Origin of the sequence: Methylocystis bryophila (assembly GCF_027925445.1) — a bacterium.
In the GTDB taxonomy this organism is placed as follows: Bacteria; Pseudomonadota; Alphaproteobacteria; order Rhizobiales; family Beijerinckiaceae; genus Methylocystis; species Methylocystis bryophila.
The window spans coordinates 2,635,642-2,652,930 of sequence record NZ_AP027149.1 but is presented as its reverse complement, the minus strand read 5'-3'; the positions used below and the strand labels follow the sequence as shown (position 1 = coordinate 2,652,930).

Below are 17,289 nucleotides of genomic sequence, written 5' to 3'. Positions count from 1 at the left end.
GGCTGGTCGAGCGACCCCCTTGGCGGAGCCTTGCTTCTGTCTCGCTTCGAGGTTGGGCGCTCGGGGAACGTCTAGGTGCTGGGCCGGTCGCGCGATCCCTCTGGCGAAACCTAGTTTCTGTCTCGCTTCCGAGTTCGGCGCCCCGGGCGCGTCGATGTGTTGGGCCGGTCGAGCGACCCCGGTGGCCGAGCCTTGACTCTGTTGCACTTCGGACATCGCATCACTGGTCTGGAGTGGGCCAACCGACGCTCGTTCCGTCGGGCGTCGAACAAATCTTCGCCGCCACACCATTGCTGTCTACGCGGCATATCGGCTTTTTGGGCGACACGGCCCTCGCCAAGAGTATATGGCCCGATGACTACTTGCCGGAAGTAGCGCACGCGTGAGCGCGCGCAAGGGAAAGAGCGCTCTGGGTCAAATTGCAGCCCTTCCCAAAACTGTCGGTCACAAAGCCGTCGTTCAAACTGACCCATTGCAAGAAGCGCGTTAAACGGCGCCAGATTCGGCGACGGGCGTCCACAGAACCTGCTCGATGCGCGCCGCGCCGGCGGCGAGCATGACGAGCCGATCGAAGCCGAGCGCGACGCCGCTCGCTTCCGGCATGAGTGCGAGCGCGGCGAGAAAATCCTCGTCGATCGGCCGAGTTTCGCCGTAGAGCGCGGCTCTTTTCGCCTCCGCCGCTTCAAAACGGCGTCGCTGCTCCGCAGCGTCCGTCAGCTCGCCGAAGCCGTTAGCGATCTCGACGCCGCACAGATAGAGCTCGAAGCGCTCGCAAAAGCGCGGGTCCTCGGGCTTTTCTCGCGACAGCGCCGCTTCGCTCGCAGGGTAGTCGATGAGGATCGTCGCCCGGCCGCGACCGAGATGCTTCTCGATCTTCTCGCATAGGATCTTGCTGAAGAGATCGGACCAGCCGTCATCCGTCACGACGCGGACTCCCAGCGAAGCGGCGGCCTTGGCCAGCCCGTCGCGATCGTCGAGCAGCGCTGCGAGATCGAGACCCGCATGGCGGTCGAAGGCCTCGCAAATCGTCAAGACCTCGGGCTCCTCGAAGGCGTCGGCCATCCGGTCGCCCCAAAGGAAGCTGTCCGTCCCCGCGGCCTCGGCGGCGACCGCGAGGAGGCCGGCGCAATCCTCAATGACCCGCGACAAGGGCTCATCCGCCCGATACCATTCGAGCATCGTGAACTCAGGATGGTGCAGCGGGCCGCGCTCGCGGTTGCGAAAGACCTTGGCCAAAGTGAAAATGCGTCTTTCGCCGGCCGCAAGCAGCTTCTTGCAGGCGAATTCGGGCGAAGAATGCAAAAAGCGCCGGCTCGTCTCGCCTCCCGCGCCCAGGAGCTCGACCTCGAAGGTCGAGATATGCGGCTCATTGCCGCCTGAAGCCTGCAGCGCGGCCGTTTCAACCTCGGCGAATCCTTCAGCCGCGAAGAAACGGCGAACCGCGTCTGCGATGGCCCTGCGCTTTTGCAGAATGGGCTTGCGCTCCGCGTAAGCTTCCTTGCTCCAGAAAGGCGAAGCCTGGGTCATTCCAGCGAGGTCCGAAATTTATGCGGGCGGCGGCCCCGGGCCATTTGCTCCCCGGGGCGAAGTATGGTTTGAAGCCGCTCGCGATCCTTCCCGGCCGTTCATAGCGCGCTTTCCGCTGGAACGGAATCGTTCAAGCGATAAGAAATCGCGCCAGCTCGCAAAGCTGGAGCGCGTTCTGATCGCAAAAGTCTGTCAACTTTTGCGGAACGCGCATCGGCGCCAAGGCCCCCGCAATCTTAGAGGAAATCAACCCGTGAAAGTCATCGCCAGCTCCATCCGCAAAGGCAATATCATCGAGCGCGAGGATGGCCAGCTTTATGTCGTCTTGAGCGCCGAAAGCTTTTTTCCGGGAAAGGGCACGCCAACGACGCAGATCGACATGCGCCGCATCTCCGACGGGGTCAAGACGACGGATCGCTATAAGACGACGGAGCAAGTCGAGCGCGCCTATGTCGAGGATCAGGATTACACCTATCTCTATGGCGACGATGACGGCCACACTTTCATGAACCAGGAAAACTTCGAGCAGGTGATGGTGCCGAAAGACGTCGTCGGCGACCAGGCGCAATGGCTGCAGGAAAACATGGTCTGCATCCTCTCGCTCTTCAACGGAACGCCTGTCGCCATCCAGCTGCCGCAGCGCGTGACCCTCGAGATCGTCGAGACCGAACCCGCGATGAAAGGCCAGACGGCCTCTTCATCCTACAAGCCGGCGAAGCTCTCGAATGGCGCGCGCGTGATGGTGCCGCCGCATATCCAGACCGGAACACGCGTCGTGATCCAGACGGAGGACGGCAGCTACGTCGAGCGCGCGAAGGATTGAGGCAGTCGGTAGTAGGCAATCCGGCAGTCGCACAATATGCAGCCACCGACTGCCGACTGCCCTCTTGAAGGAGGCCGCCCCATGACCAACGACGCCGTCACGCTCTATCACGCCCCGCGCACACGCTCGTCGGGGGTGCGGATCCTCCTCGACGAGCTCAACGCGCCGCATGAGCTGAAGATCCTCAATCTCAAGCTCAGAGAGCAGTTTTCGCCCGACTATCTCGCGCTCAACCCGCTCGGCAAGGTGCCGACGATCGTCCATAAGGGCGCGGTCGTCACCGAGCAGACGGCGATCTATCCCTATCTCGCCGACGCTTTTCCGCAAAAGGGCCTGGCGCCGGCGATCGGCGACGCCCTGCGAGGGCCTTATCTGCGCTGGATCGCGATCTACGGCGCGGCTTTCGAGCCCGCGATGATCGACCATGCGCAAAAGCGCGTCAGCGAGCCCAGAGCGATGAGCCCCTACGGCTCCTATGAAGAGATCGTCGGCCTCGTGCGCGGACAGTTGGCGGAGGGGCCCTACCTCTTCGGCGAGCGTTTTACCGCCGCTGACCTCCTATGGGGAACGGCGCTGCGCTGGATGGTCGTCTTCGGTCTCATCGAATCGACGCCGGAGATCGCGGCCTATGTCGAGCGCATCGCAGGGCGCGATTCCGTGCATCGCATCGGTAAAAGCGATCACGAGATCGCCGAGGCGCAAGAGGCCGCGTTCGCGGCGGCGAAGCCGGACTGAGGGACGCCGCGCCCGCGCATGATCCTAGAGCATGTCACGGAAAAGTGCGAAGCGGTTTTCCGATCATGACATGCTCTAACTTTTTGATTTGGCGCGATTCCTTATCGCTCGAACGATTCCGTTCGAGCGGGAAGCGCGCTACGGCGCGGGATTTCGCCCAAACAGCGCGTCCCACAGCGATTCCTGCTGTTCAGGCGCGCAGGTCGTCACGCATTGCATTTCGACCTTCGGGACGCCCCCGCCAAAAGGAGAGTCGAAAGGCCCGCGACACCAGCCTTTGCCGCAACGAAGCCAGCGATAGCCGCAGTCCGTTTGTTTGACGCACTCCGCAACACGCTGGAGCGGGCTTCGAGGGACCAAGCCGTCGGCGCCCAAGGGCGCGGCCCAAGCCGGCGCGCCGAGCGCAAGCGTGGCGGCTACGAGAAGGATCAGGCGAACAAGCATGGGTCGTCGCTCTCTGAATTTGTGGCGTCAAAGCGCCACAAGGGGTTGAAGCATCGAATTGCGCGCCGCAAGCGCGGTCGAGCGCATCCCGATCGCGTGGGGCCATGCGATCGAAAAGTACTCGCACCAAATCAAACTTAGACCATGTCCTGACCGGAAAATCGCTTCGCGCTTTTCCGTGACACGCTAACGCAGCGCGATCTACGCCACCACCTATCGCTTCAAACAAACGGCCGCGCCGACCCAGCCGGCGGCGCCACGGCGAAGCCCTCATTGATCGCGGCGAACATCTGATAGAAGCCGGAAAGCACGACCATCTCCACATAGCCTTTGACGCCGAAGGCTGCGACGCATTCGTCTTGAACCGACTGCGGAACGTCTTTCCAGGCGAGCGTCGAGCTGAGCGCCTTCGCGACAAGGTCGTAAGGGGGCGGAAAGGCGCCGCCCGCGGCCCCCGCCTGGCGAAGCGCGTCGATGACCGATGACGGAACGCCCGCGGCTCTGGCGTGCGCTTCGTGATCGATCCATTCGAACGCCGCGCCCGTGCTCCTGGCGACGCTGAGAACCACGAACTGATAGACGTCGCGGGGTAGATGCCCCCGAAACTTCAGATAGAAACCGAGTTCCTCTATCCTTTCGCAGAGTTCGGGATGATTCATCAGCGTGGCGTAGGGACCGCCAAAACCCGCGCCTTGGGCTTTGCGACGCTCCGCCATCCGTTCGTAAAGCGCGAGTTCGGACGGCGAAAGCTTTGTCGGATCGAAAGGCAACTGCGCCATGGGGGCTCCGTTCACTCGTGGTAGGATTGAGAGGCGATCGCCGCCGCCCAGTCTTGCACGGGGGTCGTGAAGGCCTTGTCGGCCTTGACGTCGATGACGCTCGGCTCCGCGCTCTCGAGCGCCCGCGCGAAGGCGGAGGCGAGCTCGGCGGGCCTGCGGACCGTTTCGCCGCGACAGCCGAGCGCTTGGCCGAATGCCGCCCAATCGTGATCGGGCAGGCTCGTCAATTCATCGGGAGTCGCGCCGAACTTGTGCGCGCGCAGCCAGACATTGCCGAGCGCGGCGTTGTTGATCACGACGAAAACGATGGGCAGACGGTAGCGCGCCGCGGTCGCGACCTCCATCCCGCTCATGCGCATGCAGCCGTCGCCGGTGATCACGGCGACCCGGCGCGTCGGCGACGCGCATTGTACGCCTGTCGCCGCGGCGATGGCCCAGCCCATCGGGCCGAGATTGGTCGCGGAAATATAGGTGCGCGGCTCGTAAGACTCCCAATAATGGCCGGCGAAGGCGCGATGGGCGCCGGAATCGACGAGCAACACGCCGTCGCGGGGGAAGAGCTTTCGCAATTCGCTGATCACGCGCGCAGGATGCAGCGGCGTCGCGTCGCTCGCGCAATTGGCCGCGTCTTGCAGTCTGGGCGTCGAGCGGATTTCCGACAGCCACTGAGCGCGCGCCTCGAGCGTGGGAGCGAGCGAGCCGTGCAGCGCTTCCCCTCGATCGAGCAAAAATTTGAGATAGGCGCCGCAATCGCCGACCACGGCGCCGGCCTGGGCGTGCATGCCAAGGCTCACCGCCGAAAGATTGACGTTGATGGCCACGCTCGGCTCGATTTGCAGCGCCCAATGCATGGTGTCGCGTTCATTCAGCCCCGTTCCCAGCACGATCAGGAGATCGAGCGGCGCGCCGAGCAGCGCCGAACGGGCGTGATGCGTGCCGGCATAGCCGAACACGCCCAGCGACAGCGGATGATCCTCAGGAAACACCCCTTTGCCTCGGAGCGTCGTCGCGACAGGAATTCGCCAGAGCTCGGCGAATTCTCTAAGCGCTCGCGCCGACTCGGCGTGCTCGACGCCCGCGCCGGCAAGAATGGCGATCTTGATGGGCGGCGTGGGGCCGTCGAAGTGGCGAAGCGACGCTTCCGCCGCCGTGAGCGCGAGAGTCCCGGGACGCCTCAACGCCGGATCAATCGCCGCATATTCAGCCGCGAGCTGGCCGGTCAGGCAATCACCCGGGAGAGACAGATGCACCGGCGCCGAGGGTTGCGTGCGAAGCTGCAACATCGCGCGCTTGAAGAGATGCGGCAGGTTCTTCGGGTTGTCGATCGAGGAAGAGTAGCGGGCGATGGGCTTCAGCATGGAGACATCGTCGAGCGTCTGCGGACTGGCGTCCTGAAACATGCCCCTGCCCTCGAGCGACGTGCTTACCTCGCCGCTCAACAGCAGGAGCGGAGAGCCGTCCGTCCGCGCCGTGGCGATCGCGGTCACCGCATTGGCGAGGCCCGGCCCACCGATGCAAAGAGCGACGCCCAGGTTTCCGCTGGCGCGCGCGTAGCCGTCGGCCATATAGGCCGCCCCGCCCTCCTGCGCCGCGACGATTGGCGTCAGCGCCGTCTGTCTCCCGAGCGCCGGCAGAAAGGGATCGACCAAGCCGCCAGGAACCATAAACAAATGATCCAGCCCCTCTTCGGACAAGGCCTCCAGAATGAAATCCACGCCTTGCCGCATTGGCTCGCTCTCCGTCAGCTGATGGCGTCGCGGCTTAGAGCGCGATGCGAGAAAGTGGAAAATCCGATTCTTCGCACAAATCGCGCCCTAAACTCTTAGAATCGATGACTTTTTCTGCGTTGAGGCGACTCTGCCTGAACGCAGCGTGATCTAATGCGCTGCTGACTTCGAGAAGATATTGATCACCGCAACGCCTGCCATGATGAGGCCCATCCCCATGAGCGCCGGCAAATCGAGGGTCTGATCGAAGAAACGCCAGCCGATGGCCGAGATGAGGACGATGCCGACGCCGGACCAGATCGCATAAGCCACGCCGACAGGGATCTGGTCGAGCGTCAGCGACAAGAAATAGAACGCGGCCCCATAGCCGACGACGACGATCGACGAAGGCGCAAGCTTGGTCATCCCCGCCGAGGCTTTCAAGGCGGATGTTCCGATAACCTCCGCGCAGACTGCGATCAGCAGATAGAGCCATGGCATGGCGATTCCTCCTCGCGCGCTTTGGCGCATAGATGGAGCTTGCTCCAGGGAGACAGGCTTTGACAAGCTCGGCGTCGCGGCGAGGGGCTGAAGGCGGCGGAACAGCCAACCCTTCGTCAATCCAGATGCGCGACGACGACGAGGCGTTTGATCTCGCCGTTCAGGAACGCGCGCAGGAAGCTGTTATAGTCCCGAAAAACGACGCATCCGTGCGAGTCGCCCTTCGGCCCGGCCAAGTAGGTGTGCGCAAGGAAGCCGTCCCTTCCAAAGACGGGCGCATCGCCGACGGGGATCAGCCGCAGAGCCCGAACGCCAAAGAAAAGCGCCCCCAGCGGCGCAAGCTCATAGACATTCGGCGGGGTCGAGCCTCGCATCCGCTGGTTCACGTGGCGTGGGTCGTCTCGCATGCCGCCAAGCCCCGAGTGGGCTTCTAGCCGCCTCCCGCTCGGCAGATAAACGGTATGGGCGGCAATGTCGTAAACCGCGGTCAGGCGGCCATAGCGAGAGGTCGGGCCCCGAGCGGCCTCGTCGGTCAGAGAGCGCCCGGCGTCAGGCTGCTGCGAGGAAGGAGGCGGAAAGAGGATCGGCGGGTAAAACTCGACCACCATCGCGATCCAGAGCACGGATACACTGAGAACAAACGTTACTTCTGCTTTGTGATATTTGGAGGCGTCATTGCGAAACCAAATCCAAGCAGCTCCGGAGAGTAGGACTCCCCCGCAGACCCACAGGGTGAGGTCGAACTCTTCCATGGGACTCTCCACGCTATCAACTGCGCACAGTATTAATACGTAGTGTAGCGCGTGTCCCGGGCAAAGGCCTTGCAGAAGAATTGCCGCCGGCGTCGCCGACGAGCCCTGGCGTCCGGTCTATCGCCCTCTCATTTGGAGGCTTTGACAGGATCGCGCGCGCTCAATTGACGCCGCGTCGCTTTTCCGGTCTATCTGGGGCCAGGAGCCAAGCCCGAGCCGTCAGCAGCAGGATGGCGCGCCGGAGCCGCCTTAAGGAGCCCCTACGGGCGCAACGATGAAAAGATTCAGAGATCGCCGCCACGTGCCCTATGCTGCGGCGGAAATGTTCAGACTCGTCAGCGACGTCGAGTCCTATCCGAAGTTCGTCCCGCTTTGTGAGGGCATGCGCGTGCGCCGGCGGACGCCGCTCGAGCACGGAATCGAGATCATCGTCGCCGAGATGCAGGTGGGCTTCAAGGCGATTTGCGAGCGCTACACGAGCCGGGTCACTTGCGACTCGCCTAAGCTCGAGGTGCGGGTCGAATATATCGACGGCCCATTCAAGCGGCTCGAGAGCCGCTGGACCTTCCGCGACGAGGAGCCGAACGCTTCGGGGAGCAAGCGCTCCTGCGTGGACTTCTCCATCGCCTATGAATTCAAGAGCGCGGCGCTGGGGCTCTTGATGGGGGCGGTCTTTGACAAGGCGTTTCACAAATACGCCGACGCCTTCGTCGAGCGCGCCGGGAAGGTTTACGGCCGCGCCGCAGGTAGCCTCCGATCGCTATCTTGAGCGCGTGGCCCGCGGTTGAGACAGGCGCGCTTGGGCTGCGGCCGGATGACCGCGCCTCCGCCCTTCCCCGTCCGTCCGACATCCTCATGAAGCAGGGCTGAAGCTCCTCTCGCTTGGCCGAGCCCATTCTTGTATAGATCGTCTCGCTCTTCTACGGGGATATTCCCGCGAAAAAGGGGGAGAAAAATGTCGAATCATTTCACCGGTCTGAGCCTGGGTCCACCCCTCGGCGATCAGAGGCTGGATCTTTGCGATCTCTATGCTTTCCAGTCGCCGAGCGACACGTCTCGAACCGTAATCATCCTCAACGCCAATCCCAACGCCGACGCCCTCCACCCCGAGGCCATTTACCGGATCAACATCGACACGGACGGCGACTTGCAGACCGATGTCGCGCTGAGCTTCGTCTTCTCGAAGCCACAGGACGGCCTGCAGACGTTCAGCGTGTTTCTGGCGAGGGGCGCGCAGGCCCGTGAGGCTGAAGCGGTCGGAGAAAAGATTGTCACGGACGCGAAAGTTTCATTCGGCGAGACGCCCAACATCGTGACGGCCGGCGATTACACATTCTTCGCCGGCAGTCGCAGCGACGCCTTCTTCTTTGATTTCGACGGCATCAAAAATCTGTTCGACATCCGGGGAAAACGCAATTTCACCGAGCCGCACCTCACCGGCAAGTCGCCGTGGACGGGGGTCGATTCGAACACGCAAGCCAATGTGTTTTCGATCGCCGTCGAGCTGCCGACGCGCGAGCTCGACCCCAAGCCCGAAATTCGCATCTGGGGGCGCTGCAGCTTGCGGGAAAACGGCGCCTTGAACCATGTCGACCGCGCCGGCCACCCGAGCGTCAGCAGCTTCTTCAACACCGACGACACCAAGCTTGAATACAACGCCAGCGAGCCGGTTAACGATCGAAGCCGCTGGCTTGAGCAATTCGTGCATCTGATGGGGCACACGGGGAACTATTCGCGCGAAGAGGCTATCGCCGCGATCGATAAGGAGCGGACGCTCCCCGACGTGCTGAGCTTCGATCCCTCGAAGCCGGCTAAATATCCCAACGGCCGCATCTTCACCGACGATGTGATCGATTATCGCCTCGCCTTTCTGACCAAGGGCGAATGTCCCGCGAGCGGGCTGAAGCCGCACGCCGACACGCTCAACGAGTTTCCCTATCTCGGCGCCCCGCATCCGAGGAAGTAGCAAGCGCGAAGCGAGCGAGATCGAGGCGCGGACGGCGCTTGAGCGTGGTGGAGCTTCCGCGCCGGGCGCCGTTCCTTTCGTTCCCGCCCTTGGGCCAAGAGCGTAGCGGCGTGAAATGGCCTGATTGACCGGGACCCTCGAGCGAAGGTCTATTTGTTGCTTGTTCTATTTCTCTCGGCAGCGAGGCGCAGCGATGCGAAGCAGCATCGCCACCAACTCTTCGAGATCGACGGGCTTTCTGAGAAAATCGGTACAGCCGGCCTCATCGGTTTGTTGGCGCTGCTCGGGCAACACGCCGGCTGTCAAGGCGATGACGGGAAGTTCCGTCAATCCGAGCTCGCCCCTGATCGCGCGCGTTGCAGAGAGGCCATCCATCACCGGCATTTGAACGTCCATGAGAACCGCGTCGAAGGCCTTTGGCTCGGCTTGCAGATACTGCAAGGCTTGCTGTCCATCCACGGCCAGCGTGGCCTGTGCGCCTTCCCGTGCCAACATCTGCTTGATGACCACGCGATTCATGGGGATGTCGTCCGCCACCAGGCAGCGCAATCCTGACAACCGCGGCCCCACATTGGCGTGCTGAGGGCTGGCCTGCGCGGCGAGGCTTCCTTCCGGTTGCAGATCGAAAGGAAGCTCAAACCAAAAGGTGCTGCCTTTTCCGACGGCGCCCTCCGCGCCTATGGCGCCGCCCATGAGCTCGACCAGACGTTTGCTGATGGATAGCCCCAACCCCGTGCCGCCAAAACGGCGGGTGATCGCGCTATCGGCCTGGATGAAGGGCTCGAAGAGGCGAGACGCCTTTTCCGCATCGATCCCGACGCCGGTGTCTTGAACCTCGAACCGCAGGCGCGCGGCCGAGGAGGTCAGCGTCAGCGCCGTGACGCGCAGCCAAACATCGCCTCGAGCTGTGAACTTGACCGCGTTGCCCACCAAATTGATCAGAATCTGCTCCAGCCGAAGAGCGTCGCCCATAAGGACCGCGCTGTGCAGCTCAGGCGCGCACTCGATATGCAGGCTCAAATCTTTGGCGTGGGCGGCGTTTCCCAAGAGGCTGCCGACCCGCGCCAGAGTCTCCTCCAGAGCGAAGGGTTGCCGGTCGATCCGCAGTTGGCCGGCCTCGACTTTCGAAAAGTCGAGGATGTCGTTGATGACGCCCAGCAGCGTGCGCCCAGCCTCGAGGATTTGAGTCACCAATTCGGTCTGCTCGACCGACAGGGACTCGGCGCGCAGCAACTGGGCGGCGCCGAGAACGCTGTTCATGGGCGTTCGAATCTCGTGGCTCATATTCGCCAAAAATTCGCCCTTCGCGCTATTCGCCGCCTCCGCCGCTTTCTTCGCGACCGCGAGCAAGCGGAAAGACTCCTGCAGGCGCGCATGCTCCGCCTGCAGCGCCAGCTCCATCGCCCTGCGCTCCGAAATGTCTCGCGCCAAGGCCAAGAAGCCCGTTACGGCGCCAGTCCCGTCGCGAGAAGCGGTGATGGTCATGACGACCGGCACCCGCCGGCCGTTCTTTTGCACAAAGGTCCACTCGCCGGGCTCCGATTTTGCGTGACGCGCCATCGCGACAAACACGGGGAAGCCCGGCTCGACAATCTCGCCAATTTGCGTCGACAGCGCCTTCGCCCGGGCCGCGATTTCGTCGACGTCGTGGTAGCGTTCGGGCGTTTGCTTATCGATCATCTCCGCTGCGGCGTAACCGGTCAGCCGCTCGGCTTCGGGATTGAAGAGCCGAATGATTCCATCTTCGGTAGCCGCGACGATCGCTGCGCCTGCGTTATCGAGAATGGAGCGCTCAAACGCTTCCCGCTGCGCCAGCTCTTTTTCGTGCCGTCTTTTCTTTGCGTCGGCTACGCCGCTGAACACGAGCGCCGAAGCCGAGAGCATGATCAACAGCCCCGCCAGCTCCAGCCGCGCCTGTTGGCGCGCTTGGCCCAGCGCCTGTTCAGCGTCAATCTTCGTGATCAAAACCCAGGGCGTGTCGGGCACCCGCTCGCCTGCAGCAAGAACGGGAACGCCCCGATCATCATCGCGACCGTCGATTTCGCCCTGACGCCCGAGCGCGGCCTGAACTGCCGGCGCGTTGATCTCGGTCAAAGGAATTCGCAAATGCATCGCGGCGTCGGCGCGAAATTTCGAGTCGCTGAGGAACAGCACCGCATCGTTCTCCCGCCGAACGATCAAGGTTTCGGCGCCTTCGGTCGGAAGAGGCCAAGCCTCCGCCATCGGCAACAAATCATCGCGCGCGTCGATCAAAAAAACGATCGCCCCAACGGGCGTATTCTTGTGAAAAATCGGGATCGCCAGGGACAAGAAAGGGTCGCGCGCTCCAGGAACCGCGTGAATGTCGCTCAGCTCGGGCTCATGGCGCAGCAGCGAATCTTTTACGAGGGCCGTATCGTCAACGTTCCGCCGTCCGTTGCCCTTGTGCTTCGACCAGTCGATGCGCTGACCGTCCGGATCCAACAGAACGAAGCCCGAAAATTTATAGTTTCGACTAACTTCCTTCAAGTAACCGTGAGTTTCTTGCATTTCGCGCAGCGAGGCGACTGCCTCCAGCCATCGCCTGGCCGCCGCGATCAACGGTCTGTTCGCCTGCAGAACCCTTGCGTCAGCCAGACGCTCCCTGCGCCAGACGGAAATCTGCCTTGCCTTCAGCTTGGCGATGCTCTGAAGCTGCGCTTCAATCGACTTTTGTAATTCCTGTATCCGACGCTCGTAGAGTCCCTTGGCACTGGCGAGAAGTCCGAGCGCCACGAGCGTCGCGGCGCAGACGCTTATCGCCGTACGAAAGAGCTTCGGGCGCCCTTCGCGCTCGCCGAGGAAGGTCCTCACAAAGGCTCTCCCATCGAAGAGGAGGGCCACCCTTGGTCGAACTCACGGCGACGCCCGATCAAGCGGGGGTTTAATGACGTGCGACCGCGCATCGCGTCTAAGCCTCTATGGGACCCGCGGAACCGCTTGGCGTGCGTTCCGCATAAGCCGTAAATGTATTCGATCGCAATTCTCCACGATCTTCGCGATTCTTTTCCTCTCAAATGATTAAGTTCGAAGGGGGAGCGCCCTCAGGGGGAGCGCCCTCACACTGAAAAGCTGACGCCGCAGCCGCAGGAGGAGGCGGCGTTCGGATTTTCAATTCGAAAAGACTGGCCCATCAGATCGTCGACAAAGTCGATCTTGGCGCCGAGCAGAAAGGGCAGCGAAGTGTCGTCGACAACCAGCCGCGCGCCGTCCTTTTCAAGGAAATGATCGCTGTCATCCGGGCGGGCGACGACGGAGAAGGCATATTTGAACCCCGAGCATCCTCCTCCTTCGACGCCGATGCGGAAGGCTGAGCTTACTGGCTCCTCGGCGAGGATCGCCTTGATGCGGTCCGTCGCCGCCATGCTGATTTCGACCTCGCCCAAATCGCCGCTCATGATGTCCCCGCCTCTTTAGCAAGACCCCTTGCCGGCCCGCGCGCCTGCGCGCTAGATCGAAGCGAAAAGCGCGCTATGCCTCAAGAACATAAGGGAGCCTTGGCGCCCTTGCAATGACCGGAGGTCCCTCCTGGCGCTCAGGCTCACTCTCGCGCCCTACGCAAGCGACGCGACGCGCTCGCGCGGACGGATCCACCCGGAGCCGCCGTCGAGAACCCGCAGCGAATTCCAGCGCGACCGGGACCGCGTGCTCCATTCGACGGCCTTTCGGCGCCTCGCGCATAAATGCCAGGTTTTCGTCCCGCTGGACGGGGATCATTTCCGCACGCGCCTTACGCATACCATCGAGGTCGGACAGATCGCCCGCGCCCTCGCCAGAACTCTGGCGCTCGACGAGGATCTCGCCGAAACCATCGCGCTCGCCCATGATCTCGGCCATACCCCTTTCGGCCACGCGGGCGAGAGCGCGCTGACCGCTTGCATGGCCGACCACGGCGGCTTCGACCACAACGCCCAGGCGCTGCGGGTTGTGACGCGGCTCGAGCGCCGCTATGCGCGCTATGACGGGCTCGATCTGACCTGGGAGACGCTCGAAGGGCTCGTCAAGCACAACGGGCCGCTCAGGGGGCCGCACGTCGCGCATCGCCTTCACCCCTATATCGAAGCCTTCGACCGCGTCTTTCCCCTTGAGCTCGAAAGCTTCCCTGGTCTCGAGGCCCAGTGCGCGACGCTCGCCGACGACATCGCCTATAGCTCGCATGATACGGACGATGGCCTGCGCGCCGGACTCTTCGGCCTGGACGAGATCGCGAGCGTCCCCTTCATCGGGGCGCTCCTCGCGGAGATCGAGGCCCTGCATCCCGGCCTCGAGCGGCAACGCGTCTTCCATGAGCTGACGCGGCGCGTGATCACGCGCTTCGTCGAGGATGTGATCGACGAGTCGACAAGGCGGCTTGCAGCGGCGGCTCCAAAAAGCGCCGAAGAGGCGCGGCGCGCCCAGACCCCGCTCATCGGCTTTTCTCAATCCTCGGCGCAGGCGCTCATCGAATTGAAGCGCTTCCTCTTCAAGAACATGTATCGGCATCCACGCGTCATCGGCGTCTGGGAGGAGGCGCGCTCGGCCATCAGCTTCCTCTTTCCGGCGCTCAACGCCGATCCTTCTCTGATGCCGCCGGAATGGGAGCGGCTCGCAGCGCAAGGCAAAGAGCCCCGCGCGCAGGTCGTGGCCGACTATATCGCCGGCATGACAGACCGCTATGCGCTTAACGAATATCGCAGGCTTGCAGGCGGCGCGCAGGCGAAAGCGTTCTAGCGGGGGCTAGAGCATATCACGGAAAAGTGCGAAGCGGTTTTCCGTGACATGCTCCCCCCTTTTGATTTGGCGCGACTCCCTATCGCTCGAACGCTTCCGTTCGAGCGGGAAACGCGCTAGGGGCGGCGAACACGCCGCCCGCTGCCCGTTCAATGCGCCGAGAGCAGCGCCGTCGGATGTGGACGCTCGATCTGGGCGACGCCGGCCTGCACCGCCGCCTGCACCTTCTCGAAGGCGCGGACCTCGATTTGGCGAACGCGCTCGCGCGAGACGCCAAACTCTTCCGACAGAGCCTCGAGCGTTATCGGGTCGTCCGACAACCGCCGCGCTTCGAAGATGCGGCGCTCGCGCGGGTTGAGCACACTGAGCGCCCTGGAGAGCGCCAGCAGCCGATTATCGGCCTGCTCGCGATCGGCGAGCTTATATTCCTGGTCGACGGAGTCGTCGACGAGCCAGTCCTGCCATTCGCCCTCGCCCTCCTCGCGCAGGGGCGCGTTCAGCGAGGCGTCGCCGCCCATGCGGCGGTTCATGTCGATCACATCCTGCTCAGAGACGCCGAGCCTCGTCGCGATGGCCGCGACATTCTCGGGCTTGAGGTCGCCCTCCTCATAGGCCGAGATGCGGCTCTTGGCCTTACGAAGATTGAAGAACAGCTTCTTCTGGCTAGCGGTCGTGCCGATCTTGACCAGCGACCAGGAGCGCAGGATGTATTCCTGGATCGAGGCGCGGATCCACCACAGCGCATAGGTGGCGAGGCGAAAGCCGCGTTCGGGCTCGAAGCGCTTGACCGCCTGCATCAGCCCGACATTGCCCTCCGAGACGATTTCGCCGATCGGCAGGCCATAGCCGCGATAACCCATAGCCACCCGAGCAACGAGGCGCAGATGCGAGGTGATGAGCTTTTGCGCCGCCTCGGGATCATCATGCTCGCGCCACCGCTTGGCGAGCATATATTCCTCCTGCGGCTCCAGCATCGGAAACTTACGAATTTCGGCCAAGTAACGCGCCAAACCGCTTTCCTGCGAAAGCGCGGGCAGAGCGTTCGCCATTATTTCCTCCTTGCGGACTCCCCTTGGGCGAGTCCAGGCGACGACCGCTATGAAGCCGGACGTCCGGCTCTATGTGGGGTGCGATCCCCGCCGATGTAAGGGGGATTTTGATCTGCTTCGCCGCAAACGTGAAGTTAATGTTTCGCAACAAGCGCCTCATGAATAGAAACATTAGTATTTTCAAATATTTATTCACATTTGACTCGGGTCTACCGCCGCGGCTCCGCTCCCTTAGATGAAGGTTTTTTAAACAGGAATCCACTCTCATCCGGCGCGAGGAGGGGCAGCCGCACCGTCCGACCGGACACGTTCCAAGAGGTCTTCCAACACCTCGAGAGAAACCGGCTTCGTCAGCTGCAGATCGAAACCGGCTTCTTGGGCGCGGCGGCAATCCTCTTTCCGCCCCCAGCCGGTCAGCGCGACGAGCGTGAACGGACGCCGATGACGATCGCTTCGAATGCGGCGCGCCGTCTCATAGCCGTCGAGGCCCGGCATCCCGATGTCGAGGAAGATCAGATCCGGACCAAAGACGTCGATCGCAGCGACGCCGCTGAGACCGTCATAGGCTTTGCAGACCTTGACGCCGAAAGTCTGCAGCAACATGGCGAAGGTGTCAGCGACGTCATGCTCGTCGTCGATCACGAGAACGCGCGCCACGTTGACGTCGCCCCTCGCCTCCTTGTCGCTCATGCCGACCATGATCACGGGCACCCGATCCAAAGACAGCCCGACCGACGAACGCGCCGCCTTTTCCAAAGCCCCCGCTGTTCGCCTTTATGTGACCTCATCCTTGCAGCGTCGCAAGAAGCGCATGAGCGCGAGGCCGAGTCCCATTCGCGTTTTACATAGCGCGGATCGGCCCTTCGCCCGTAGGAACAGATCGAATAGGCGTTGCGTCAATTCGGCGCGCAGGGCCTCGCCGTTATCCGCAATGTCCCGAGCTTGGCGGACGGAACCGTTGGAGACGGAGAGTTTCGTCGAGGCCGAACTCTGGAGCGGAGCGGGAACCATTTGTCGCCCTTGGGCTTGAGTGCGCTCACTCTCGGTGATCTCCCATTCCAGCCAAGCGTGCGCCAAGGCGGCTCGACGCCAAAAACTCAGGCCGTCGGCGCCGTGCGGCGAAGCGTCGTCGACGCGAACCTTTCGAATGCAGCTTTCAGGCCCCGCGACCCCCTGCAGCGCAGCCTCGACCATCGCCCGCCCGAGGCCGGGCGAGAGAGAGTTGATCTCCTCGAAAACCAGCGTTGGCGGGTCATATTTCCAGGCAAGCAGCAAGGCGATCCCCGACGCCTCGGCGTTGTGGGGCGTCGTGATGAGCTTTGGCGAGGTCGACGCGACAATCTCGACGAAATGCGGCCCATAGCGCTTCGCCTCGACATGAAGCCCCAGCGCGCGGAGATTTTGCGCGACCGCTTCGGCCGTTGCGGCGACGGCGGGATCGCCGAGCCATTTCAGCGGCGTCCGCATCAGTCGACCCGAGCCTCGAGCCGCGCCCATTCGCGCCCCACCAACTCGTAAAGCTCGCGCCACAGGGGGTCGATGCGCGCTTCGCGCCCGAAATTGTGAAGCGCCTTGGCGACTTCGGCCAAGGTTTCGTTGATGGGCTCAGCGCCGCCGCGCGCCATCTCGTCCTCGAAGAGGCGCGGCGGCTCTGGGGCGCGCCAGCCGGCCCAATGCTCGTTGGAGTAGTCCGAGACCCCTCCCCGCTCGGCCAGACGATCCGGCGTGAAGGCGGCGAAAACCGCGTGCAGCGGGCCATTCTCGCTCTCGCCCTCGACGGCGCGCCGCACGCGCGCGTATTTTTGGTGCTGCACTTCATGCGCGACACAGCAGGCGAGTCGCGCAAGCGACATTTGCGGATCGTAAAAGACGATGATCGCGCCGTCGGGCGTCGCTCTTCCCTCCGCTTTGCAACGCACGCCGCCGAGCTCGAAAAAAAACTCCTCAGCTGCAAGCCGCGCCTTCCTCGGATCATAGCCGAAGCTTGCCGTCATCGCGGCGAGATGTTCGGCTTTTCTGGTGAAGTCCGCCGCGTCGAATGGCGGCGGCTCTGCGCTCTCGACGCGAGACCCTTTCCTCAGCCAAGCCAAAAACGACATCATGACCAAGCTCCAGGGGGTTCTTGTCCCGGTTGCGATTCAGGGCGGGCCGTGAGAGGAGTTCCCCGCGTCCTCACCATGAGGCGGCTCTCCAGAGCCGTCTCGAAGGATGAAATGCCTCCACAGTCGCTCTCGCCATCCTTTGGGAGGCCCCTTCGTCGGCTTCCGCAGGATGAAAAC

At 63.0% G+C, this 17,289-nt stretch carries 16 protein-coding genes; 5 read left to right on the top strand and 11 right to left on the bottom strand.

Going from position 1 to position 17,289, the window contains the following annotated elements; all coding sequences use genetic code 11:
- Window positions 1-486: 486 nt before the first annotated feature.
- Window positions 487-1,527, bottom strand: a complete 1,041-nt coding sequence (gene epmA / locus QMG80_RS12325; RefSeq protein ID WP_085773072.1) for an EF-P lysine aminoacylase EpmA — start codon at window positions 1,525-1,527, stop codon at window positions 487-489.
- Window positions 1,528-1,780: 253 nt separating this feature from the next.
- Here epmA and efp point away from each other — a divergent pair, with 253 nt between their 5' ends.
- Window positions 1,781-2,350 carry an elongation factor P gene (gene efp, locus QMG80_RS12320; protein WP_085773071.1) on the top strand — a complete coding sequence of 190 codons (570 nt, stop codon included), beginning with the start codon at window positions 1,781-1,783 and terminating at the stop codon, window positions 2,348-2,350.
- An 81-nt stretch (window positions 2,351-2,431) separates the two neighbouring features.
- Window positions 2,432-3,085, top strand: a complete 654-nt coding sequence (locus tag QMG80_RS12315; RefSeq protein ID WP_085773070.1) for a glutathione S-transferase family protein — start codon at window positions 2,432-2,434, stop codon at window positions 3,083-3,085.
- Between the two features lie 665 nt (window positions 3,086-3,750).
- On the opposite strand, the gene QMG80_RS12310 is transcribed toward QMG80_RS12315, so the two are convergent.
- From QMG80_RS12310 to QMG80_RS21730, 4 genes are all read right to left on the bottom strand, one after another.
- Window positions 3,751-4,308, bottom strand: coding sequence for a carboxymuconolactone decarboxylase family protein (locus QMG80_RS12310; protein ID WP_085773068.1), 558 nt, complete (start codon window positions 4,306-4,308; stop codon window positions 3,751-3,753).
- Window positions 4,309-4,319: 11 nt separating this feature from the next.
- Window positions 4,320-6,035, bottom strand: coding sequence for a thiamine pyrophosphate-binding protein (locus tag QMG80_RS12305; RefSeq protein ID WP_085773067.1), 1,716 nt, complete (start codon window positions 6,033-6,035; stop codon window positions 4,320-4,322).
- 150 nt (window positions 6,036-6,185) lie between these two features.
- Window positions 6,186-6,515 carry an SMR family transporter gene (locus tag QMG80_RS12300; RefSeq protein WP_085773862.1) on the bottom strand — a complete coding sequence of 110 codons (330 nt, stop codon included), beginning with the start codon at window positions 6,513-6,515 and terminating at the stop codon, window positions 6,186-6,188.
- Window positions 6,516-6,631: 116 nt separating this feature from the next.
- Window positions 6,632-7,267 (bottom strand): DUF2778 domain-containing protein, encoded by a 636-nt coding sequence (locus QMG80_RS21730; RefSeq protein WP_085773066.1) that lies wholly within the window; start codon window positions 7,265-7,267, stop codon window positions 6,632-6,634.
- 274 nt (window positions 7,268-7,541) lie between these two features.
- Between QMG80_RS21730 and QMG80_RS12290 the strand changes: the two genes are divergently transcribed.
- Together QMG80_RS12290 and QMG80_RS12285 are read left to right on the top strand one after the other, a co-directional pair.
- Entirely contained in the window at window positions 7,542-8,036 is a 495-nt protein-coding gene (locus QMG80_RS12290; protein ID WP_085773065.1) for a type II toxin-antitoxin system RatA family toxin, read from the top strand.
- Between the two features lie 186 nt (window positions 8,037-8,222).
- Entirely contained in the window at window positions 8,223-9,233 is a 1,011-nt protein-coding gene (locus QMG80_RS12285) for a DUF4331 family protein (RefSeq protein WP_085773064.1), read from the top strand.
- 165 nt (window positions 9,234-9,398) lie between these two features.
- Here QMG80_RS12285 and QMG80_RS12280 read toward each other — a convergent pair whose 3' ends face one another.
- Window positions 9,399-12,065: an ATP-binding protein gene (locus tag QMG80_RS12280; protein ID WP_085773063.1), complete on the bottom strand. Its 2,667-nt coding sequence runs from the start codon at window positions 12,063-12,065 to the stop codon at window positions 9,399-9,401.
- 245 nt (window positions 12,066-12,310) lie between these two features.
- Complete coding sequence (locus QMG80_RS12275; RefSeq protein ID WP_199768997.1) at window positions 12,311-12,649, bottom strand: HesB/IscA family protein; 339 nt, start codon at window positions 12,647-12,649, stop codon at window positions 12,311-12,313.
- A 130-nt stretch (window positions 12,650-12,779) separates the two neighbouring features.
- Between QMG80_RS12275 and QMG80_RS12270 the strand changes: the two genes are divergently transcribed.
- Entirely contained in the window at window positions 12,780-13,961 is a 1,182-nt protein-coding gene (locus QMG80_RS12270; RefSeq protein WP_085773062.1) for a deoxyguanosinetriphosphate triphosphohydrolase, read from the top strand.
- A gap of 149 nt (window positions 13,962-14,110) precedes the next feature.
- On the opposite strand, the gene rpoH is transcribed toward QMG80_RS12270, so the two are convergent.
- The 4 genes from rpoH to QMG80_RS12250 form a co-directional block, all read right to left on the bottom strand.
- The gene (gene rpoH / locus QMG80_RS12265; RefSeq protein WP_085773061.1) at window positions 14,111-15,010 is read right to left on the bottom strand and encodes an RNA polymerase sigma factor RpoH; all 900 of its coding nucleotides are present in this window, start codon (window positions 15,008-15,010) and stop codon (window positions 14,111-14,113) included.
- A gap of 264 nt (window positions 15,011-15,274) precedes the next feature.
- Window positions 15,275-15,721, bottom strand: a complete 447-nt coding sequence (locus QMG80_RS12260) for a response regulator (RefSeq protein WP_281926446.1) — start codon at window positions 15,719-15,721, stop codon at window positions 15,275-15,277.
- Window positions 15,722-15,784: 63 nt separating this feature from the next.
- Complete coding sequence (locus QMG80_RS12255) at window positions 15,785-16,477, bottom strand: ATP-binding protein (protein ID WP_102938133.1); 693 nt, start codon at window positions 16,475-16,477, stop codon at window positions 15,785-15,787.
- On the bottom strand, window positions 16,477-17,112 hold the full coding sequence (locus QMG80_RS12250) for a hypothetical protein (RefSeq protein ID WP_245299988.1): 636 nt from the start codon (window positions 17,110-17,112) through the stop codon (window positions 16,477-16,479). The genes QMG80_RS12255 and QMG80_RS12250 overlap by 1 nt, the downstream gene beginning before the upstream one ends.
- Window positions 17,113-17,289: the final 177 nt, after the last annotated feature.

What these genes read in the sequence shown, in the direction of transcription:
- QMG80_RS12300 (WP_085773862.1), bottom strand. Translation starts at nt 6,515, where the DNA reads ATGCCATGGCTCTATCTGCTGATCGCAGTCTGCGCGGAGGTTATCGGA.
- rpoH (WP_085773061.1), bottom strand. Translation starts at nt 15,010, where the DNA reads ATGGCGAACGCTCTGCCCGCGCTTTCGCAGGAAAGCGGTTTGGCGCGT.
- QMG80_RS12285 (WP_085773064.1), top strand. Translation starts at nt 8,223, where the DNA reads ATGTCGAATCATTTCACCGGTCTGAGCCTGGGTCCACCCCTCGGCGAT.
- QMG80_RS12305 (WP_085773067.1), bottom strand. Translation starts at nt 6,035, where the DNA reads ATGCGGCAAGGCGTGGATTTCATTCTGGAGGCCTTGTCCGAAGAGGGG.
- QMG80_RS12310 (WP_085773068.1), bottom strand. Translation starts at nt 4,308, where the DNA reads ATGGCGCAGTTGCCTTTCGATCCGACAAAGCTTTCGCCGTCCGAACTC.
- QMG80_RS12275 (WP_199768997.1), bottom strand. Translation starts at nt 12,649, where the DNA reads ATGAGCGGCGATTTGGGCGAGGTCGAAATCAGCATGGCGGCGACGGAC.
- epmA (WP_085773072.1), bottom strand. Translation starts at nt 1,527, where the DNA reads ATGACCCAGGCTTCGCCTTTCTGGAGCAAGGAAGCTTACGCGGAGCGC.
- QMG80_RS21730 (WP_085773066.1), bottom strand. Translation starts at nt 7,267, where the DNA reads ATGGAAGAGTTCGACCTCACCCTGTGGGTCTGCGGGGGAGTCCTACTC.
- QMG80_RS12315 (WP_085773070.1), top strand. Translation starts at nt 2,432, where the DNA reads ATGACCAACGACGCCGTCACGCTCTATCACGCCCCGCGCACACGCTCG.
- QMG80_RS12255 (WP_102938133.1), bottom strand. Translation starts at nt 16,477, where the DNA reads ATGCGGACGCCGCTGAAATGGCTCGGCGATCCCGCCGTCGCCGCAACG.
- QMG80_RS12250 (WP_245299988.1), bottom strand. Translation starts at nt 17,112, where the DNA reads ATGATGTCGTTTTTGGCTTGGCTGAGGAAAGGGTCTCGCGTCGAGAGC.
- QMG80_RS12290 (WP_085773065.1), top strand. Translation starts at nt 7,542, where the DNA reads ATGAAAAGATTCAGAGATCGCCGCCACGTGCCCTATGCTGCGGCGGAA.